Genomic DNA, 17,882 nt, shown 5'->3' on the forward strand with positions numbered 1-17,882 from the left:
ACGGCGCCGGGGCCGGACCGCTCTCCCTCGGGAGCGGACGGCCCCGGTCCGCCCCTGGAGCCAGGGAGTACCGGCCGGCCATGGCCACCGCCGCACCGCTCGACCCGTCCGCCCCCGCGCACCCGGCCGCCGCCGCGGGGCGTACGCGGCACGCCCGGCTCTCGCCGTGGGCCGCGTTCCGTACGTTCTGGCCGCTGGTCAGCGGCAACCGCACCGCCGTCCTGGTCTCGGCGCTGCTGCTGGTGGTGTCGGCGGGCTGCGACGCGGGCGCGATCGGCATCGCGGGCCGCCTCACCGACGAGGTGCTCGCCCCCGGCGACCTCGCCCGGTTCTGGGACCCCGCGGCCCTGTGGCTCGCGCTGGCGGCGGTCGGCGCGCTCGCCGCCGCGGCCGGCGGCGCTCTGGCCGGCTGGACGAGCGAGCACTTCCTCCTCGGGCTGCGCGACCGCCTCTTCGACCACCTCCAGCGGCTGCCGCCGGACGGCCTGGACCGCTACGGCACGGGCGACCTCGTCTCCCGTCTCACCGGGGACGTCGAGGTCGTCGAGACCCTGGTGGCCTCCGCCCCCGTCGAACTGCTCACCTCGGCCGTCGCCGCGCTCGTCTTCGCCGCGGCGGCCCTGCGCACGAGCTGGCGGCTGGCCCTGATCACGTTCGCCGCGGCCCCGCTGATCTGGATCGGCGCCCGGGTGTTCGGCAGGCTGATGCGCGGCGCGACCCGCGCGGAACGCGACAGCAACGGCCGGCTGGCCTCGCTGCTGGAGGAGAGCCTCGCCAACATGCCCCTGGTGCAGGCGTACGGCCGCCAGCGGGCCGAGCGGGCCAAGGTGCACCGCGAGGGGCGGGACTGGATGCGGGCCGGGCTCCGGCAGATCCGGCTGTCGTCGGTGTACGGCCCGCTCGGCGAACTCCTGGAGACGGTGAGCGTGCTGACGGTGCTCGGGGCCGGCGCCTGGCAGATCTCCGCGCACCGGCTGAGCGTCGGCGGGCTGCTCGCCTTCGCCGCCTACCTCGGGTATCTCCACCCCCGGCTGGAGGAACTCGGTGAACTGGTCGTCGGCGCCTCCTCCGCGACCGCCGCCTGCGAACGGCTCGTCGAGGTCCTGCGCACCGCCCCCGCGCACGTGAGCACCCCGCGCCCCGATCTGCCGCCGCTCGTCGGTCCGGTGCGCGGCGCGGTCGCCTTCGAGGACGTCGGTTTCACCTATCCCGGCGGGCGGCGGCCCGTCCTGGACCGGGTGCGTCTCGACGTACCGCCGGGTCTCCTGGTCGCGGTGACCGGGCCCAGCGGCGCGGGCAAGTCGACCCTGGCCGCGCTGCTGCTGCGCTTCCACGAGCCCTCGCGGGGCCGCATCCTGCTCGACGGCCGGGACCTCGCCGCGCTCCCGGTCGACGAGGTGCGCCGGCACATCACCCTGCTGCCGCAGGAGAGCATGCTCTTCGACGGCACGGTCCGCGAGAACATCGCCTACGGGCGGCCCGACGCCACCGACGCGGAGATCCGCGCCGCCACCGTCGCGGCCGACGCGCACGACTTCGTGGCCGCGCTTCCCGACGGCTACGACGCCCCCGTCGGCCGACGCGGCAGCCGCCTCTCCGGCGGACAGCGCCGCAGGATCGCGCTGGCCCGGGCGATGCTGCGCGACGCGCCGGTGCTCGTGCTCGACGAACCGACGGCGGGCCTGGACGACGCGGCGACGGCCCGCATCATGGCGCCCCTGCGCCGTCTTGCCGCGGGCCGCACGACGTTCCTCATCACCCACGACCTGCGCCTGACCGCCCACGCCGACCTCGTCCTCCACCTGTCCGGCACCACCGCGACCTGCACACCCCCGGGCTGGGAGGCGGCGTGAACGGCACGGCGGCCGGAGCCGGGTGCCGTCGGTCGCATCAGGTGGTGCCGGATTGGTGCCGGACCGGTCCGGCGGCGGGTCCTACGGGAACGGGTCCTGCGGGAGCCGGTCCGGCGGCGGGTCCTTCGGGGGCGGCAGGCGGAGGGTGAAGACGGCGCCGCCCTCCGGGCCTCGGGGGCGGGGGGTCAGGGTGGCGTCCAGGCGGGTGGCCAGGCGGTAAGCAATGGCGAGGCCCAGGCCGGTGCCGACCGGGCGCAGTCCCCGGTACCGCTCGTGCAGGGCGCCCCGGTCGAACGCGACCGCCATGTCGTCCTCCGTCAGGCCCGGTCCCCCGTCGCGCACCTCCACCGCCGCGCCGCCGTCACCACCGCCACCGCCACCGCCGTCACCCTCACCGGAGCGCAGGGCGAGCACGACGGGAGCGCCCTCTGGGGTGAGCCGCAGGGCGTTGGCGAGCAGACAGTCCGTCAGCTGCCGGACCCGGAAGCCGTCGGTGCGCACCGGCACGGGCCCGCCGGGACGCTCCAGCCGGAACTCGACGCCGTGCCGGGCGCACCGCTCCCGCCAGGTCGTCGCGGCCTGAGTCACCAGCGCGTCGAGGTCGGTGTCCGTGACGTCGAGCCGGAAGTCGTCGGCCTCCAGCGCGGCCAGGTCGAGGAGGTCGGCGAGGAAGCGGTCGAGGCGCAGGGCCTCGGCGTGCAGGATGCGGCCGACCTCGGGCAGCCGCCCGGCCGGTACGACGTCGTCGGCGAGTGCCTCCGCGTAGCCGAGGACGCTGGTCAGCGGGGTGCGGATCTCGTGGGAGACGGACAGCAGGAAGTCCCGCTGCCTGCGTTCCCCGTTCGCCAGCGCCGAGTCCAGGACGCCCAGGGCCCGCCCCAGTTCGACCGCCTCGGCCGGGCCGGGCGCGGCCGTCGGGTCGGGGTCGGCCACGCCCCGTTCCCCGGCGGCGAGCCGGGCGGCGACGTCCACGGCGTGCCCGAGCGGCCGGGCCAGCCGCCGGGCCGGCGCGATCCCGGCCGCGACCGCGCCCGCGAGGCCCGCGGCGAGCGGGAGCAGCAGGTCGCGGCGCATCCGGGCGGCCGCCGAGTCGACGTCGGTGAGCGGTCGGGTGAGGACGACGGCGCCGCCCCGGCGGGCCGGGACGCCCTCCACGAGGACCTCGGTGCCCCGCAGTTCCACGGTCGCGGAGAGCGTCCGGCCGGACAGGAGAACATCCCGGCGCGCGGTGTCGAGGGCCGGGGCTGCGGGGCCGCTCACGACCCCGGCCGCGTCGACGACGGCGATCTCGACGCCGTTCGCGCCGGCGATCCGCTGCTCACCCTCGTACAGGAGCGTCGACAGGGCGGGCACCCGGCTGAGCACCTTGGCCTGCCGGGCGAGCTGGTCGCGTTCCTGGGACTCGGCGGTGCCCCGCAGGGTGTGCCAGGCGACCAGCCCGGTCAGCAGGACGGTCAGCGTGGTCACGACACCGGCGAGCAGGACGAGTTCACCGGCGAGGCCGGTCCTGCGGCGCGGCCCGCCGGTGCCTCGGGGGCGGGTCATCCGGCCGGGTCCGTGGCGCCGTAGCCCACCCCGCGGACCGTGCGGACGGGGCTCGCGTCGCCGAGCTTGGCGCGCAGCTGCGACACGTAGACGTCGACCACGCGCGGGTCGCGGTAGGCCGACTCCTCGCCCCACACCTGCGCCAGCAGCTCCCGCCGGGTGAAGACGCGGCCGCGCCGGTCGAGGAGGTGGACGAGGAGGTTGAACTCGGTCGCGGTCAGCTCGACCGCCGCGCCGTCCCGGTGCGCGGTGCGCCGGGCGGTGTCCACGCGCAGGGCGCCGACCACGTGGGTACGGCCGCCGGGCGGGCCCTGGGTGCGGCGCAGCACGGTGTTGACCCGGGCGACGAGTTCGCCCGGGGAGAAGGGTTTCGTGATGTAGTCGTCGGCGCCGAGTTCGAGGCCGAGGATGCGGTCGGACTCGTCGGCGCGCGCGGTGACCATCAGGACGGGGGTCCAGTCGTCGCGTTCGCGCAGGCGCCGGCAGAAGGTCACGCCGTCCAGTCCGGGGAGCGCCACGTCCAGCACGATCGCCACGGGCCGGAGCCGCGCGACCGCGTCCAGGCCCAGCAGGCCGTCGGTCTCGACGTGGGTGCCGAAGCCGTCGCGGGCCAGGTACAGCTCCTGGAGGGAGGCGATGTTCCGGTCGTCCTCGACGATCAGCACCAGTCCGCTGCCCCGGCTCATGCCCGCCTCCGCCCCCACTCGGGTACCGGCCCCCGGGTACCGATGGGCCCACGGTGATCCTAAGCCGGTCCTTCGGCCTCTTGACCGCCGAGGCTGTCGCGAGCGGTCGGCGGCCTCGGGGCGCATCCGCCCCGGCGCCTGGGCCGGGAGGCCGTCGAGGAGACAAGCCCTGCGCGGGGCGTCGTGGCCGGCGCCGAGGGCAGCGGACTCACCTTCGCGGCCTTCGTCGTCGTCATCTGCGTCCCTGGCCGGAGCACATGATCAGACGCACGGTCGGCCTGGCGGTAGCGTGACCGGCATGACGGCTGAGGGCGGGACGCCAGAGGGCGAGGCCCTGATCGGCGGGATGGCGAACGCGGGCGCGGTCACCCGCCACGGCGCCCTGGTGGAACGCCCGGCGCCGCGCACCGCGCGCGCCCTCCACGCCCATCTCCTCGCGCTCGAAGAGCAGGGGTTCGACGCGGCTCCGAGGCCGGTCCGCCTCACCGCGGACGGCCGCGAGCAGCTGACCTTCGTCCCCGGCGACGTCGCTCTCCCGCCGTTCCCGCGCTGGGCGATGACCGAGACCGCGCTGAGATCGGTGGGAAGCCTGTTGAGGCGCCTGCACGACGCGGGCGCGGCCATCGCGGTGGACGCGTCCGCCGAGTGGCCCCGGTCCCTGGCCGACCCGGCGGGAGGAACGATGCTGTGCCACAACGATGTGTGCCCGGAGAACGTCGTCTTCCGCGACGGCCGTGCCACAGCACTGATCGATTTCGACCTGGCGGCCCCCGGCCGAGCGGTGTGGGACGTCGCCATGACCGCCCGCTACTGGGTTCCCATGCTTGATCCCACGTCCGCGGCAGTTCTCTATCCCGCGGGGCTGGATGCCCCGGCACGGCTGCGGATCCTCGCCGACGGCTACGGCCTCTCCCCCCAGGAACGCGGTGCACTGCCCGGCGTCGTCGAGCAGGCCACCGCGACCTGCCGGGCCTTCGTCGCCGGTCGAGTGGCCGACGGTGACCCCGCCTACACCCGGGCGCTGTCCGAGCACGGTGGCTGGCGGCGCTGGGACCGTATCCAGGAATGGCTGGCGGCCCATCACGAGACGTTCACGGCCGCCCTGTTGGGATGACCGGCCGAGAGGTAGGGCGTTGAAGGGCTCGTGGGGTTCTCGTAGGGTCCGCGCATGGACTGGCAGAAGTGGCAGGACCGGTACGACCTTGCTGACTCGCCCCTCGCTCGTCGGCTGGTCACCGTGCAGGAGCGCATTCGTCTGGCGCTGGAGGACTGCCCTCCCGGGCCCTTGCAGGTGGTGAGCCTCTGCGCGGGTCAGGGCCGCGACCTGCTGGGGGTGCTGCCCGGTCACCCACGTGGTCAGGACGTACGTGCGCGTCTGGTGGAGCTCGACCCGCGCAACGTGGAGGTGGCGGCCGAGGCGGCCGGATCCGCTGAGCTGCACGGTGTCGAGGCCGTTGCCGCGGACGCCGCGCTGCTCGATCACTACGACGGGGTGGTGCCGGCGGACGTGGTGCTGATCTGCGGGGTCTTCGGCAACATCGTGGACCGGGACATCGAGCGCACCGTCGACGCGTGCAGACAGCTGTGCAAGACCGGAGGCCGGGTCATCTGGACACGCAATCGCAAGACACCCGACCGAGTGCCGTCGATCTGCGACTGGTTCGAAGCGCGCGGCTTCGAGCGCGAGTGGGTCACCGGCCCGGACGAGCTCCAGGCCGTGGGAGTGCACCGTTTCACCGGCCGGCCCCAGTCCCTCCGGCGGGGCACACGGCTCTTCACCTTCGTGGGGTACGACAAGCTGCGGTCGGCGACCTGAGCGTGTGGAGACACGCACCGGGCAGCGCGGGTGGTGCGGCCGGTGTCCTGGGCCGGGGCGGCCTAACAGTCCCCTAACACTGCGCCAATGATCCCCTCTTGTTCGCCGGGCCATGATCGGGGCCGAACTCCGGGGCGGTCTGCCGCCGGCCGGGTGCGGGGCGGCGCCGTGCGGTGCCCGTCCGCCCCGGGCGCGGCCGGCTCCCCTTCCACGACCTCGGGAAGAAGGCATGCGACTCTCCGGCCGAACCAGCGTGACACCCGTGACGGACACCGGCCCGCCCCGGCGCGGGCTGCTCCACGGCGTGGGCCGCGCCTGCGCGCGCCACCCCTGGCGGGTGATCGGTGCGTGGCTCCTCGTGCTGCTGGCCGCCGTGGCCGCCGACCACACCTGGGGCGGCTCCTACGCCGACGACCTCGACCTGTCGGGCACCCCGTCCCGTACCGGTTCCGACCTGCTGAACGCCCATGGCGCGGCGGGCTCGCGGGGTGTGGCCGCGCAGGTGGTCGTCCGCTCGGACGACGGACCGCTCACCGCGCACCGCGACACGCTCACCGCGGCCGGCAAGCGGCTCGCCGCGCTGCCCGACGTGGTCTCGGTCGCGGCCCCGCTCGACACGGCGGGCGCGGTCGCGGACGACGGCCGTACCGGCTACTACACGGTCAGGTTCCGGGAGAACCCGGCTCAGTTCGAGAAGTCCTACGTCGACCGGGTGGACGGCGCCGTGCGCGCGCTGCGCTCCGACGACGTCACGGTGGAGTACGGCGGACCGCTCGGCCAGCTGGCCCGGCCGGCGGCGGCCGACCGCGCGTCGGAGGCCATCGGCATCGGCACCGCCGTACTGGTGCTGCTGCTGGGGTTCGGCAGTGTGGCGGCGGCCGGGTTCCCGCTGCTCACCGCGATCATCGGGCTGCTCGCCGGGCTGAGCGCGCTCGGGCTGCTCGCGGCGCGGTACTCGTTCGCGGCGGCCTCGCCCACGCTGGCGACGATGATGGGGCTGGGCGTCGGCCTGGACTACTCGCTGTTCCTCGTCACCCGGCACCGCAAGCTGCTGCACACCGCGGACGATCCCGTGGCGGCGGCCGCGCGGACCGTCGCCACCAGCGGGCGGGCCGTGCTGGTGGCCGCGCTCACCGTGACCGCGGCGCTGGCCGGGCTGTTCGCCTCCGGGGTCGATTTCATCGGCATGCTGGGCGTGGCGGCCGGCACCACCGTGCTCATCGGCGCCCTGGCCGCGCTCACCCTGACCCCCGCGCTGCTGGGCCTGGCCGGGCGGCGGATCGACCGCTGGCGTGTGCGCACCCCGGTGGACGAGCCCGACGACAGCGGCGACGTCTGGCACCGGTGGGCCGCGACGGTCCGCCGGCGCCCGTGGACGTTCCTGCTGCTGGGTCTGGTGGTGCTGGGCGTGCTCGGGGCGCCCGCGCTGTCGCTGCGGCTGGGCCATGTCGACGCCGGTGCCTCCCCGTCCTCGTACACCGAGCGGCGCGCCTACGACCTGGTCGCGCAGGGTTTCGGGCCGGGCACCGACGGTCCGCTGACCGTCGTGGTCACCCTCGACAAGGACCACGCCACGACCGGTGCGGAGCGGGACGCGCTCGCCGACGCGCTGCGGGACGCGCTGACCGGCACCCCCGGGGTCGCCTCCGTCACCCGGCCGGCGTCCACCGCCGACGGCGCGCTGCTCACGGCGACGGTCACGCCGGACACCGGGCCGCAGGAGGAGGCCACCACGGACCTGGTGCACCGGCTGGCGGACGACGTGCTGCCGGACGTGCTCTCCCCCGAGGGGGCGACCGGGTATCTGACCGGTACCACCGCGGCCCAGCAGGACTTCCGGGACATCCTGGCCGACCGGCTGCCCGTGGTCGTCGGGGTCGTGGTCGCGGCGGCCTTCGTGCTGCTGCTCGCGGTCTTCCGCAGTCCGCTGGTGGCGTTGAAGGCGGCGGTGCTCAACCTGCTGTCGATCACCGCGTCGTTCGGTGTGGTGGTGGCGGTCTTCCAGTGGGGCTGGGGCGCGGCGCTGCTCGGCATCGACGAGAGCGTGCCGGTGGAGTCGTACGTGCCGATGATGATGTTCGCGATCGTCTTCGGCCTCTCGATGGACTACGAGATCTTCCTGCTGTCCCGGGTGCGGGAGAGCTGGCTGGAGACGCGCGACAACCACCGCGGTGTGGCCGTCGGGCTGGCGGGCACGGCCCGGGTGATCACCTGTGCCGCGCTGATCATGACCAGCGTGTTCCTCGCCTTCCTGCTGTCGACGAGCGTCGTCATCAAGATGCTGGCGCTGGGGCTGGGCGTCAGCGTGGTCCTGGACGCCACGGTGGTACGGCTGTTGCTGGTACCGGCCGCCATGTACCTGCTCGGCGACGCCAACTGGTGGATCCCCCGCCGGCTGGACCGGATCCTGCCGCGACTGGACCCGGAGGGCTCCGGGGACGCGCCCAGGCCCAAGCCGACGACTCCGTCCGCGCCGACGCCCCGGTGACGGCCCGGACGGGCCGAGCAGCCCGAACAGCCCGAGCAGGCCGAACAGGCCGAACAGGCCCAACAGGCCGAACAGAGGGCGGGGGCGCAGTGGCTTCGTCGGTCGTTCGCGGCCGACGGCCGCTGGTGGTCGCCGCGGTCCCGCTGGTGCTGCTGGTGCTGCTCGCCTGCTGCGCCGAACCCCTCGCGCGCGGGCTCGTCGCCGGGCGGCTCTCCGGCCGGCTGCGGGCCCGGATCGGCGACAACCGGGTGCATCTCGGCGGGTCCGCGCTCCTCGGCCTCGCCCGGGGCAGGTTCGACCGGGTGACGGTCACCGGCGAGGACGCGCGGCTCGGCCGGCTCACCGGGGCCTCGGTGGACCTGCGGCTGACGGACGTCGAGGTGCGGGGCACACCGCGCGTCGGGCGGCTGCGCGGCCGGATCACCGTGCCGGCCGACGCGGTCGCGCGCTCCCTGGGGCAGAACGCGCCGGGCCTGGCCGTCTCCGGGGTGAGCACCGATCCGGGGCACGGCACCCTCGTGGTCTCGGTGCGCGGCGGGCTGGGCACCGTCACGCTCCGGCCGGCGCTCAGGGACGGGCGGGTCTCCCTCACCCTGGTGACGGCCCGCGTCCTCGGCCGGCCCGCGCCCGCCGGGATCGTCGACGCGATCGAGCGGGCGCTGCGCGAACAGTCCGCGAAGCAGCCCGGCACCGGTCCGGTGCGGCTGACCGCGCTCGACGTCACCGCGGCCGGGCTGACGGGCACGGTCCGCGCGGACGACGTCGCCCTCGGCTCCGCCGACGGCTGAACCGGGCCCGCCGGAGCAGCACTTCGCACCGCTCCGGCGGGCCCCGCCCCGACCGCCCAGGACCCGGCATGTTCTCCGGGGTCCGCTTCACACGGCTTTAACCGCGGGGACACGAGAGGGAATCGGGAGCCACTGAGCATGTTTTTGGATCCAATCCAGCGCAGATTAAATCCATTCTCAGGATCGGTGCCCAAGGAGGCCCCATGCCGGACCAAACATCTGGATCGCCCTCGACCGCCGCCGCCACCCCCTCGTCGGTGCCGGCGACCGCGTCGCGGGACGTCTCGCGCCGGACGATGCTCCGGGGGGCCGGACTGCTCGGCGTGGGCGTGGGGTTCGGACTGCCCGCCCTGCTCACCGCGTGCGGCGCGGCGGCCCAGGACGGGGGCGGCAGCGGCGGGGGCGGCACGCTCACCCTGGCCATCGACGCCACCAGCGCCGTCAACGACCCGGCCTTCTACACCTCCCTGGGCGACTGGATGGCCGTCGACTGCGTCTGCCGCGGTCTGACGTTCATCTCCTTCGAGACCAACGAGCCCACACCCGACCTGGCGGAGAAGTGGACCGTGTCCGATGACAAGCTCACCTACACCTTCACCCTGCGCAAGGGCGTGAAGTTCCACGACGGGACCACGCTCGGCTCCGCCGACGTGCTCGCCAGTCTCGGCCGGCAGTTCGACCCCGAGGACAAGACGCTGCCCAAGGGCGCGACCCGCCCGCTGGCGAGCATGGGCGCCAACGTCGCCTCGCTCACCGCGCCCGACGACCTGACCGTGAGGATGGTCCTCAAGAAGCCCGACCGGACCGTGCTCGGCAAGCTCTCCGACATCGGCGGCCGGATCATCTCCAAGGCCGCGCTGGAGAAGTACGGCGCCGACATCGGCAAGCACCTCGTGGGCACCGGGCCGTTCGCCTTCTCCGCCGCCACCTCCGGGCAGTCCGTCACGCTCAAGGCCTTCGACGGCTTCCGGCTGGGCAAGCCGCCCATAGACCGGCTGGTGCTGCGTCAGGTCCAGGACCCCTCCACCATCGTCAGCTCGCTGCTCAGCGGCGACGTGTCCGCGACCCAGTTCGCCCCGTACTCCGCCGTCTCGCAGTTGCGCAAGGACAGCGCGGTGAAGGTGTACGACACCCCGCACAACGCCAACGCCATCATGATGATCGACGCCCGCCGGGTCCCCGAGCTCAAGGTGCGCAAGGCCATCAACCTGGCCGTCAACCGCAAGGCCATCCTCCAGCAGGCGTTCTACGGCGTCGGCGCCGAGCCCCGCGGCTACGCCATCCCGCCGGCCCAGACCGGTTACGACACCGCCCTCGCCGACCTGAGCACCCAGGACACCGCGCAGGCCAAGCGGCTGGTCGAGGAGGCCGGGGCGAAGGGGCGCACCGTCCGGCTGATGGCCGCCAGCGACTCCTGGCACCCCAAGGCGGCCCAGATCATCGCCCAGAACCTCACCGACGTCGGCTTCAAGGTGGCCACCACCTCGGTGGACCCGGCGACCTACTTCAGCCGGCTGCTGGACGGCGAGGACGACTACCACGACCTGATGATCTGGGAGCGCAACACCTACGTGCCGGACCCCGACGACATGGTCGGCGCGATGGCGAGCCCCACCAGCATCTACGGCTCCAAGCTCTCCGGGATGGACACCCTGAAGGGTGCCGCCTCGCTGGCCGACGACCTCTACACGGCCAAGAACCTCACCGACAGCAGGAAGCGCACCGCCGCCTACACGAAGATCCAGCGCAGGTGGGCCGAGGAGTACATGGTCCTGTCGATGCTGGCCTGCTTCAGCAACCTGGTCGTCAGCGGTTCGGACGTGAAGGGCATGAACACCGACGCGCTGGCCAACCACCGCTGTTACATGGAGAAGGCCAGTGTCTGAGACCGGCGCCGCGGTCGACGCCGTGGCCGTGGAGCAGGCGGCCCCGGCCGCCGCGGCCCGCCCGCCCCGGCCCGGGACCGCCCGGCGGCCGGCGGCCGCGCTGGGCCGACGCCGGGTGGCCCGCTCCTGGCCCGCCCTGCTCGCCTGGCTGCTGCTGGCCGCCACGGTCCTGATCGCCCTGCTGGGCCCGCTGTTCGTGACGGCCGACCCGCTGCGCCAGACCTCCTCGGCGCTGCTGGCGCCCGGGGCGCCGGGGCACCCGCTGGGCACCGACGACCTGGGCCGCGACGAGCTGGCCCGGCTGGTGCACGGGGCCCGGCCGCTGCTGCTGGTGTCCTTCGCGGCGACCGCGCTCGCGGCCGGGGCGGGCACCCTGGTCGGGCTGGTCGCGGGGTACGCGGGCGGCGCGGTGGAACAGGCGCTGATGCGGCTGGTGGACCTGGCGCTGGCCTTCCCGTCGATCCTGCTGGTGATCCTGCTGGTGGCGGCGGCCGGACCGGGCACGGTCAGTCTGGTCCTCGGCATCGGTGTGTCACTGGCGCCGGGACTGGCCCGGCTGGCCCGCACCCTGACCGCGCGCGAGGCCGCCAAGGACTACGTGGTGGCCTGCCGGCTCGGCGGCACGGGAGCACCGCGCATCCTGCTGCGCGAGGTGCTCCCCAACATCGGCGGTCCGCTGCTCGCCCAGGTCGTCATGACGCTGTCGGTGGCGGCCGGGTTCGCGGCCGGGCTCTCCTACCTCGGCCTCGGCATCCAGCCGCCGCGGCCGGACTGGGGCTACATGGTGCAGGCCGGGCAGGAGTTCCTGTACACCGCTCCCCGGCTGGTGGTGCTGCCCGCGGCCCTCACCCTGCTGTTCGTCGTGGCGTGCAACTTCGCCGGCGACGACCTGCGCGACGCCCTCGACCCGCGGGGCGCGGCATGAGCGCGGCCACCGGGGTATCGGCCCGGGTGCGCCTGCCCCGGCCGACGGGCGCGGCCTGGGTGTTCCTGCGCAGGCTGGCCGTGATCCCCGTGGTGCTGTTCGCGCTGGCGTCCCTGGTGTTCGTGGCGATACGGCTGCTGCCGGGCTCCCCGGCGACCTCCCTGGCGGCGGGCGGCAACACCGCCTCCGCCGCGGAGTTCAGCGCCAACGAGGAACGGGTCACCAAGGCCCTCGGCCTGGACCAGCCGCTGCTTACCCAGTACGGCCACTTCCTCGACGACCTGGTCCACCTGCGGCTCGGCACCTCGTTCTACGGCTCCAACAGCGTCCTCGGGCTGCTCGGCGACGCGCTGCCCGCGACCGTGGAGCTCACCCTCGCGGCCATGACCGTCGCGGTGCTGCTCGGTGTCGTCAGCGGAGTCGTCGCGGCGCTGCGCCGGGGCAGCTGGATCGACACCTCGACCCGGGCCGTGGCGACCGTCAGCTTCTCGCTGCCCTGGTTCGCGCTCGGTGTGCTCGCCATCGTGGTGTTCGGCGTGTGGCTGCGCTGGCTGCCGGTCCTCGGCCGGCTGCCCGGCGCCCTCGACTACCGGCCCACCACCGGCTTCGTGCTGCTCGACGCGATCCTCCAGGACCGGCCCGAACTGGTGGGGCCGTGGTTGAAGCACCTGGTCCTGCCCGCGGTGACGCTCGCGCTGTCGATGGCCGGGTTCATCACCCGGATCGTGCGCGCCTCCGTCCTGGAGGTGCTCGGCGACGACTTCGTGCGCACCGCCCGGATGAAGGGCCTGGGCGAGGGCGCGGTGGTGCGCCGGCACGTACTGCGCAACGCCTGGCTGCCCATCGTCACCGTCCTCGGGCTCCAGTTCGGATCCCTGCTGGGCGGTTCGGTGGTCACCGAGACCGTCTTCTCCTACCCGGGCGTCGGACGCCTGCTCGTGCAGGGCGTGCTCCAGCGCGACTACCCGGTCGTGCAGGGCGCCGCGCTCGCGATCGCCCTGCTGTTCACCCTCGTCAACCACGCGGTCGACCTGCTCTACACGGTCCTCGACCCGCGTCTACGCAAAGGATGATCCCGATGGACATCGTGCTGGTCCACGGTGCCGGCGGACGGCCCACCACCTGGTCGGCGGTCCAGCCGCTGCTCGCCGCCCTCGGCCACCGGCCGGTCACGGTCACCAACCCGATGACCTCGCTCGCCGATGACATCGCCGAGACCACCGCCGCGCTCGCGGGCACCGCGGGCCCGGTGCTGCTGGCCGGGCACTCCTACGGCGGCGCGGTGATCACGAACGTGGGACGCGACCCGCGGGTGGCGGGCCTGGTCTACATCGCCGCGTTCGGGCCGGACGAGGGCGAGACCGTCAACGGCATCGTCGAGCGCTACGAGCCCGCGGAGATCTCCAAGTACATGCGGCGCGGCCCGAACGGCGAGTGGAAGTCCGAGCCGAGCGCGGAGTTCTGGGCGGAGATCGGCCCGGACCTGTCGGCCGGGCAGCGGGCGGTCGTCGAGGCGGAGGGCCGCAAGGCCGAGAACCTGGTCTTCACCCAGGCGACCGGTGTCCCGGCCTGGCGGACGCTGCCCAGCTGGTACCTGGTCGCCGACGACGACCGCACCCTGCGCCCGGAGATCCAGGACTTCATGGCCGAGCGGATGAAGGCCACCGTCGAGCACGTGCCGGGCAGCCACTACACCACCCTGGTGTGGCCCGAGCGGGTCGCCGAGCTGATCCACCGGGCCGCGCTGGCCGTGGGCGGTGCCGGATGACCGCCCCCGAGGCGGTGCTCGAAGTCCGCGGCCTGAGCGTGCGGTTCGACGTGCCCGCGGGGCGGCTGCCCGCCGTGGACGGGGTGGACCTGACGCTGCGCAGGGGCGAGATCCTCGCGCTGGTCGGCGAGTCCGGGTCGGGCAAGTCGGCGCTGTCGATGAGCCTGGTCGGCCTCAACCGCGGCCCCCGCACCCACGTCGAGGGGTCCGTGACCTTCCGGGGCCGGGAGCTGGTGGGGGCGTCCGAGCGGGAGCTGCGCCGGGTGCGCGGCAAGGACGTGGCGGTGGTCTTCCAGGACGCGCTGGCCGCGCTCAACCCGCTGCACCGGGCGGGCGCCCAGGTCGCGGAGACGGTCCGCGCCCACGGCGACGTCCCGCGCGCCACGGCCGCGCGCCGGGCCGTCGAACTGCTCGGCGAGGTCGGCATCGCGGGCCCGGCCCGGGCCGCCCGCGCCTATCCGCACCAGCTCTCCGGCGGTATGCGCCAGCGCGTGATGATCGCGATGGGTCTGGCCAACGACCCTGCGGTGCTGATCGCGGACGAACCGACCACCGCGCTGGACGTCACCATCCAGGCCCAGGTGCTGGCGCTGCTGAAGCGGGTGCAGCGCGAGCACGGCACGTCCGTGCTGCTGATCACCCACGACCTGGGGGTGGTCGCGGAGGTCGCGGACCGGGTGGCGGTGATGTACGCGGGCCGGATCGTGGAGCAGGGCACCCGTGACGAGGTGCTGTTCGACCCGCAGCACCCGTACACGATGGGCCTGCTCGGCTCGGTGCCGCCGCTGCGCGGGCCGGTGCCCGAGCGGCTGCCGGCCGTCCCCGGCAGCCCGCCCGCCGGCGTGGAGCGGCCGCCCGGCTGCGGGTTCCGGCCGCGCTGCGCGTTCGCCCACGACGACTGCGACAGCCGCCCGGAGCTGCGGCGGCGCCACGGCGGCCCGGCCCACCTGGACGCCTGTGTGCTGCCCGGTCCGGCCCGGGTGCGGGCCCGCGCGGCGGGAGCCGCCGTATGAGCGAGGTCCTGATGAGCGCCCGCGGACTGCGGGTCGACTACGCGGGCCGGGCCGGCGGCCGGGTGCGGGCGCTGCGGGACGTCGACCTGGACATCGCCCGGGGCGAGACGCTGGGCCTGGTCGGCGAGTCGGGGTGCGGCAAGTCCACGCTCGGGCGGGCGCTGCTGCGCGTGGTGGAACCGTCGGCGGGCCGGATCGACTTCCTCGGCACCGATCTGACCCGGCTGCGCGGCCGGCGGCTGCGGCGGACCCGGGCCGAACTCCAGATGGTCTTCCAGGACCCCTTCGGCTCGCTGAACCCGCGCCGCACGGTCGCCGACATCGTCGCCGAGCCGCTGCTGCGCTCCCGGGGCGCGAGCCGGGGCGAGGCGGACCTCGCCGTCGCCGGACTCCTCGAACTGGTCGGGCTGGGGGCCGAGGCCGGCGGGCGCAAGCCGCACGAGTTCTCCGGCGGCCAGCGCCAGCGCATCGGCATCGCCCGCGCCCTCGCGTCCTCGCCGCAGTTCGTGGTGGCCGACGAGGCGGTGTCCGCGCTGGACGTGTCCATCCAGGCCCAGGTGCTGAACCTGCTGTCGGAACTGGTGCGCGACCGGGGTCTGACGATGCTGTTCATCTCCCACGACCTCGGTGTGGTGCGGCACATCGCCGACCGGGTCGCCGTGATGTACCTGGGCGAGATCATCGAGACCGCCCCCCGGGACGGCTTCTTCGCCGGCCCGGCCCATCCCTACAGCGCCGCGCTGCTGGCCAGCGTGCCGGAGCTGCGGCCCGGCCCGCCCGTCGAACGGCAGCCGCTGGAGGGCGAGCTGCCGGACCCGGCGGACCCTCCGCAGGGCTGCCTGTTCCGGACCCGCTGTCCGTTCGCCACCGACCTCTGCCGCACCCGGCATCCGGAACTGCGCGAGATCGCGCCCGGCCGCCGCGTCCGCTGCCATCTGCCCCTCGGCCCCGTGAGTGAGGACCAGTCTTGATCATCGACGCCTACAACACCACCCAGGACGTGCGCGGCCGTTCCGACTACCTGACCGGCGCCCGCAAGGGCGAGGCGCCGCCGCCGTACCGGCCCTTCGAGCCGCGCCGCATCCTCGACCGGATGGACGCCGCCGGGGTGGACATGGCGATGGTGTGCTCGCTCGCACAGCGCATCGAGAACGACTTCATCGCCTCCCTGGTGACCGCGCACCCCGACCGGTTCTTCGGCTTCGGCCAGGTGCTGCCCCAGGCGGACGACGCCGTCGAGGAGATCGACCGGATGGCCGACGCCGGTCTGGTCGGGCTGAAGCTGCACCCGAGTCTGCACGGCTACCACGTCGCCGACCACGGGCTCCTCGACCCGGTGTTCGAGGCCTGTGCGCGGCGCGGGCTGCTGGTGCTGGTCAACGCGCTGGACGACGCCTTCTGCGCACCGCTGGCCATCGAGGAGATAGCCCGGGACCACCCGGGGGTGCCCACGATCATCGCGCACATGGGCGCGGTGTGGAACGTGCCGGAGGCGATCATCGTGGCCGAACGGCGGCCGCACATCTACCTGGAGACCTCCGCGACGCTGATGAGCGACGTGAGGCGGGCCTACGCCCGGCTCGGCCCCGGGCAGATCCTGATGGGCAGCGAGTGGCCCGGCTCGGACTTCGACCTGGAGCGTATGAAGATCGCCAAGGCGATCGAGGACGAGAAGGACCGGGCCCTGGTCGAGGGCGGCAACATGGCCCGGCTGCTGGGGCTCGGCGCATGACCGCCGCGCCCGTGGCCGTCCCGCCGGAGATGAGCGGGCAGGACGCCGAACTCCTCTCCGTGGCGCAGGCGTTGCTCGACCGGGTGTGGCAGCGGGACCGGCACGAGGTGGCCACCGCCCTGCGCACCGCCGACGGCCGGATCCACACCGGCGTGCATGTCGAGGGCTCCTGCCGGCGCAGTTCGGTCTGCGCGGAGGGCGTCGCCCTCGGCACCGCGCGCGGCGCGCTCGCGCCCGGTGCGCCGCTGGCGGTGACCTCGGTGGTGTCGGTGCAGATCAAGCCCGCCGACCGGTTCCGGATCATCGCGCCGTGCGGGGTGTGCCGCGAACTCATCAGCGACTACTGCCCCGACGCCGTCGTGTGGATCACCACCGTCGACGGCGACCGTCCCGTCCCGGCCCGCGCCCTGGACCTGCTGCCGGAGAAGAGCCGGCGCCGCTGGTGACCCCGAGCCGGACCCACCTACCCCCCGAGGACAGGAGAGACATGTCGTCCGTCATCACAGGGCCCAACGGCCTGAGCGTCCCCACCGGGCTCGACGTGCCCGCACTCGCCGCGCAACTGGGCGGCTCCGGCACACCGTTGCCGTGGGAGGAGCTGACCTGGCCGGAGGCCGGGACCACGGTCGCCGGCGGTGACGCGGTGATCGTCCCGGTGGGCGCCACCGAACAGCACGGCCCCCATCTGCCGCTGGCCGTGGACACCCGGATCTGCGAGGCGGTCGCCCTCGGCGTGTCCGCGCTGACCGGCGTACCGGTGCTGCCCCCGCTGGCCTTCGGCGTGTCCGCCTCGCACGGCGGCTTCGCCGGGACGGTGGCGCTGCGCCCCGAGACGCTGATCGCCGTCGTCGAGGACGTCATCGACTCCCTGTACGCCAGCGGTGTGCGGCAGTTCGTCCTGCTCAACGGCCACATCTGGAACAACGGCGCGCTCGACGTGTCCGCCGAGAAACTGAGGGTGCGTCACCGGGACGCCCGGGTGCGGGCGTTGGGGTACGTGACGATGTACCCGGGGCCCGAGGTCGACGGCCATGTCACCTACGGGCGTGCGCTGATGCACGCCAACCACTTCGAGACGTCGGTGATGCTGCACCTGGCGCCCGACCTGGTGCGGATGGAGCGGGCCACCTCGCACGTCGACGTCGACTCCTTCTGGGACTACCGCATGGACCAGGTCAGCGAGACCGGCGTGTGGGGCAGGGACGTCACCGAGGCGAACGCGGACCACGGGCGGGCGGAGTTCGACCGCTGTGTGCTCACCACCGCCCGCGCGGTCTCCGCGGCCGTGCGCGAGCCCTGGCCCAGCGCGGCCCACCGGCCCGGCGCTCCGGCGTGAGCCACGTCGGGCCCCGGGAACCGCGCCGCCCGTTGCACGAACGACA

Annotated in this window: 16 protein-coding genes; 14 read left to right on the forward strand and 2 right to left on the reverse strand. The window is 74.4% G+C overall.

Annotation, left to right across the window (positions count from 1 at the left end; all coding sequences use genetic code 11):
• Window positions 1-80 precede the first annotated feature (80 nt).
• A complete protein-coding gene (locus ACZ619_RS06945; RefSeq protein ID WP_469595088.1) occupies window positions 81-1,853 on the forward strand; it encodes an ABC transporter ATP-binding protein in 1,773 nt (590 codons plus the stop codon).
• A gap of 81 nt (window positions 1,854-1,934) precedes the next feature.
• Here ACZ619_RS06945 and ACZ619_RS06950 read toward each other — a convergent pair whose 3' ends face one another.
• The gene (locus ACZ619_RS06950; RefSeq protein ID WP_469595090.1) at window positions 1,935-3,398 is read right to left on the reverse strand and encodes a sensor histidine kinase; all 1,464 of its coding nucleotides are present in this window, start codon (window positions 3,396-3,398) and stop codon (window positions 1,935-1,937) included.
• Window positions 3,395-4,084, reverse strand: a complete 690-nt coding sequence (locus tag ACZ619_RS06955; RefSeq protein ID WP_469595093.1) for a response regulator transcription factor — start codon at window positions 4,082-4,084, stop codon at window positions 3,395-3,397. The genes ACZ619_RS06950 and ACZ619_RS06955 overlap by 4 nt, the downstream gene beginning before the upstream one ends.
• A gap of 298 nt (window positions 4,085-4,382) precedes the next feature.
• Between ACZ619_RS06955 and ACZ619_RS06960 the strand changes: the two genes are divergently transcribed.
• From ACZ619_RS06960 to ACZ619_RS07020, 13 genes are all read left to right on the forward strand, one after another.
• Window positions 4,383-5,198, forward strand: coding sequence for a phosphotransferase enzyme family protein (locus tag ACZ619_RS06960; RefSeq protein WP_469595096.1), 816 nt, complete (start codon window positions 4,383-4,385; stop codon window positions 5,196-5,198).
• A 54-nt stretch (window positions 5,199-5,252) separates the two neighbouring features.
• The gene (locus ACZ619_RS06965; protein ID WP_469595099.1) at window positions 5,253-5,900 is read left to right on the forward strand and encodes a methyltransferase; all 648 of its coding nucleotides are present in this window, start codon (window positions 5,253-5,255) and stop codon (window positions 5,898-5,900) included.
• Window positions 5,901-6,162: 262 nt separating this feature from the next.
• Entirely contained in the window at window positions 6,163-8,388 is a 2,226-nt protein-coding gene (locus ACZ619_RS06970; protein ID WP_469595101.1) for an MMPL family transporter, read from the forward strand.
• Window positions 8,389-8,477: 89 nt separating this feature from the next.
• The gene (locus tag ACZ619_RS06975) at window positions 8,478-9,176 is read left to right on the forward strand and encodes an LmeA family phospholipid-binding protein (RefSeq protein WP_469595103.1); all 699 of its coding nucleotides are present in this window, start codon (window positions 8,478-8,480) and stop codon (window positions 9,174-9,176) included.
• A gap of 203 nt (window positions 9,177-9,379) precedes the next feature.
• A complete protein-coding gene (locus ACZ619_RS06980) occupies window positions 9,380-11,062 on the forward strand; it encodes an ABC transporter substrate-binding protein (RefSeq protein ID WP_469595105.1) in 1,683 nt (560 codons plus the stop codon).
• Entirely contained in the window at window positions 11,055-11,987 is a 933-nt protein-coding gene (locus ACZ619_RS06985; RefSeq protein ID WP_469595107.1) for an ABC transporter permease, read from the forward strand. Before ACZ619_RS06980 ends, ACZ619_RS06985 begins: the two co-directional genes overlap by 8 nt.
• Window positions 11,984-13,060: an ABC transporter permease gene (locus ACZ619_RS06990; RefSeq protein WP_469595110.1), complete on the forward strand. Its 1,077-nt coding sequence runs from the start codon at window positions 11,984-11,986 to the stop codon at window positions 13,058-13,060. The genes ACZ619_RS06985 and ACZ619_RS06990 overlap by 4 nt, the downstream gene beginning before the upstream one ends.
• A 5-nt stretch (window positions 13,061-13,065) precedes the next feature.
• Window positions 13,066-13,755: an alpha/beta hydrolase gene (locus ACZ619_RS06995; RefSeq protein WP_469595113.1), complete on the forward strand. Its 690-nt coding sequence runs from the start codon at window positions 13,066-13,068 to the stop codon at window positions 13,753-13,755.
• Window positions 13,752-14,768 (forward strand): ABC transporter ATP-binding protein, encoded by a 1,017-nt coding sequence (locus tag ACZ619_RS07000; protein ID WP_469595115.1) that lies wholly within the window; start codon window positions 13,752-13,754, stop codon window positions 14,766-14,768. The genes ACZ619_RS06995 and ACZ619_RS07000 overlap by 4 nt, the downstream gene beginning before the upstream one ends.
• The gene (locus ACZ619_RS07005; protein ID WP_469595118.1) at window positions 14,765-15,739 is read left to right on the forward strand and encodes an ABC transporter ATP-binding protein; all 975 of its coding nucleotides are present in this window, start codon (window positions 14,765-14,767) and stop codon (window positions 15,737-15,739) included. Before ACZ619_RS07000 ends, ACZ619_RS07005 begins: the two co-directional genes overlap by 4 nt.
• Entirely contained in the window at window positions 15,736-16,500 is a 765-nt protein-coding gene (locus ACZ619_RS07010) for an amidohydrolase family protein (protein WP_469595120.1), read from the forward strand. The genes ACZ619_RS07005 and ACZ619_RS07010 overlap by 4 nt, the downstream gene beginning before the upstream one ends.
• The gene (locus ACZ619_RS07015) at window positions 16,497-16,946 is read left to right on the forward strand and encodes a cytidine/deoxycytidylate deaminase family protein (RefSeq protein WP_469595122.1); all 450 of its coding nucleotides are present in this window, start codon (window positions 16,497-16,499) and stop codon (window positions 16,944-16,946) included. The genes ACZ619_RS07010 and ACZ619_RS07015 overlap by 4 nt, the downstream gene beginning before the upstream one ends.
• Before the next feature lie 41 nt (window positions 16,947-16,987).
• On the forward strand, window positions 16,988-17,836 hold the full coding sequence (locus ACZ619_RS07020) for a creatininase family protein (RefSeq protein WP_469595124.1): 849 nt from the start codon (window positions 16,988-16,990) through the stop codon (window positions 17,834-17,836).
• Window positions 17,837-17,882 lie beyond the last annotated feature (46 nt).

It is taken from the genome of Streptomyces sp. NPDC104367 (assembly GCF_055583825.1).

Coding starts and splice junctions, on each gene's coding strand:
- ACZ619_RS06945 (WP_469595088.1), top strand. CDS start 81: ATGGCCACCGCCGCACCGCTCGACCCGTCCGCCCCCGCGCACCCGGCC.
- ACZ619_RS06950 (WP_469595090.1), bottom strand. CDS start 3,398: ATGACCCGCCCCCGAGGCACCGGCGGGCCGCGCCGCAGGACCGGCCTC.
- ACZ619_RS06955 (WP_469595093.1), bottom strand. CDS start 4,084: ATGAGCCGGGGCAGCGGACTGGTGCTGATCGTCGAGGACGACCGGAAC.
- ACZ619_RS06960 (WP_469595096.1), top strand. CDS start 4,383: ATGACGGCTGAGGGCGGGACGCCAGAGGGCGAGGCCCTGATCGGCGGG.
- ACZ619_RS06965 (WP_469595099.1), top strand. CDS start 5,253: ATGGACTGGCAGAAGTGGCAGGACCGGTACGACCTTGCTGACTCGCCC.
- ACZ619_RS06980 (WP_469595105.1), top strand. CDS start 9,380: ATGCCGGACCAAACATCTGGATCGCCCTCGACCGCCGCCGCCACCCCC.
- ACZ619_RS06990 (WP_469595110.1), top strand. CDS start 11,984: ATGAGCGCGGCCACCGGGGTATCGGCCCGGGTGCGCCTGCCCCGGCCG.
- ACZ619_RS06995 (WP_469595113.1), top strand. CDS start 13,066: ATGGACATCGTGCTGGTCCACGGTGCCGGCGGACGGCCCACCACCTGG.
- ACZ619_RS07000 (WP_469595115.1), top strand. CDS start 13,752: ATGACCGCCCCCGAGGCGGTGCTCGAAGTCCGCGGCCTGAGCGTGCGG.
- ACZ619_RS07005 (WP_469595118.1), top strand. CDS start 14,765: ATGAGCGAGGTCCTGATGAGCGCCCGCGGACTGCGGGTCGACTACGCG.
- ACZ619_RS07015 (WP_469595122.1), top strand. CDS start 16,497: ATGACCGCCGCGCCCGTGGCCGTCCCGCCGGAGATGAGCGGGCAGGAC.
- ACZ619_RS07020 (WP_469595124.1), top strand. CDS start 16,988: ATGTCGTCCGTCATCACAGGGCCCAACGGCCTGAGCGTCCCCACCGGG.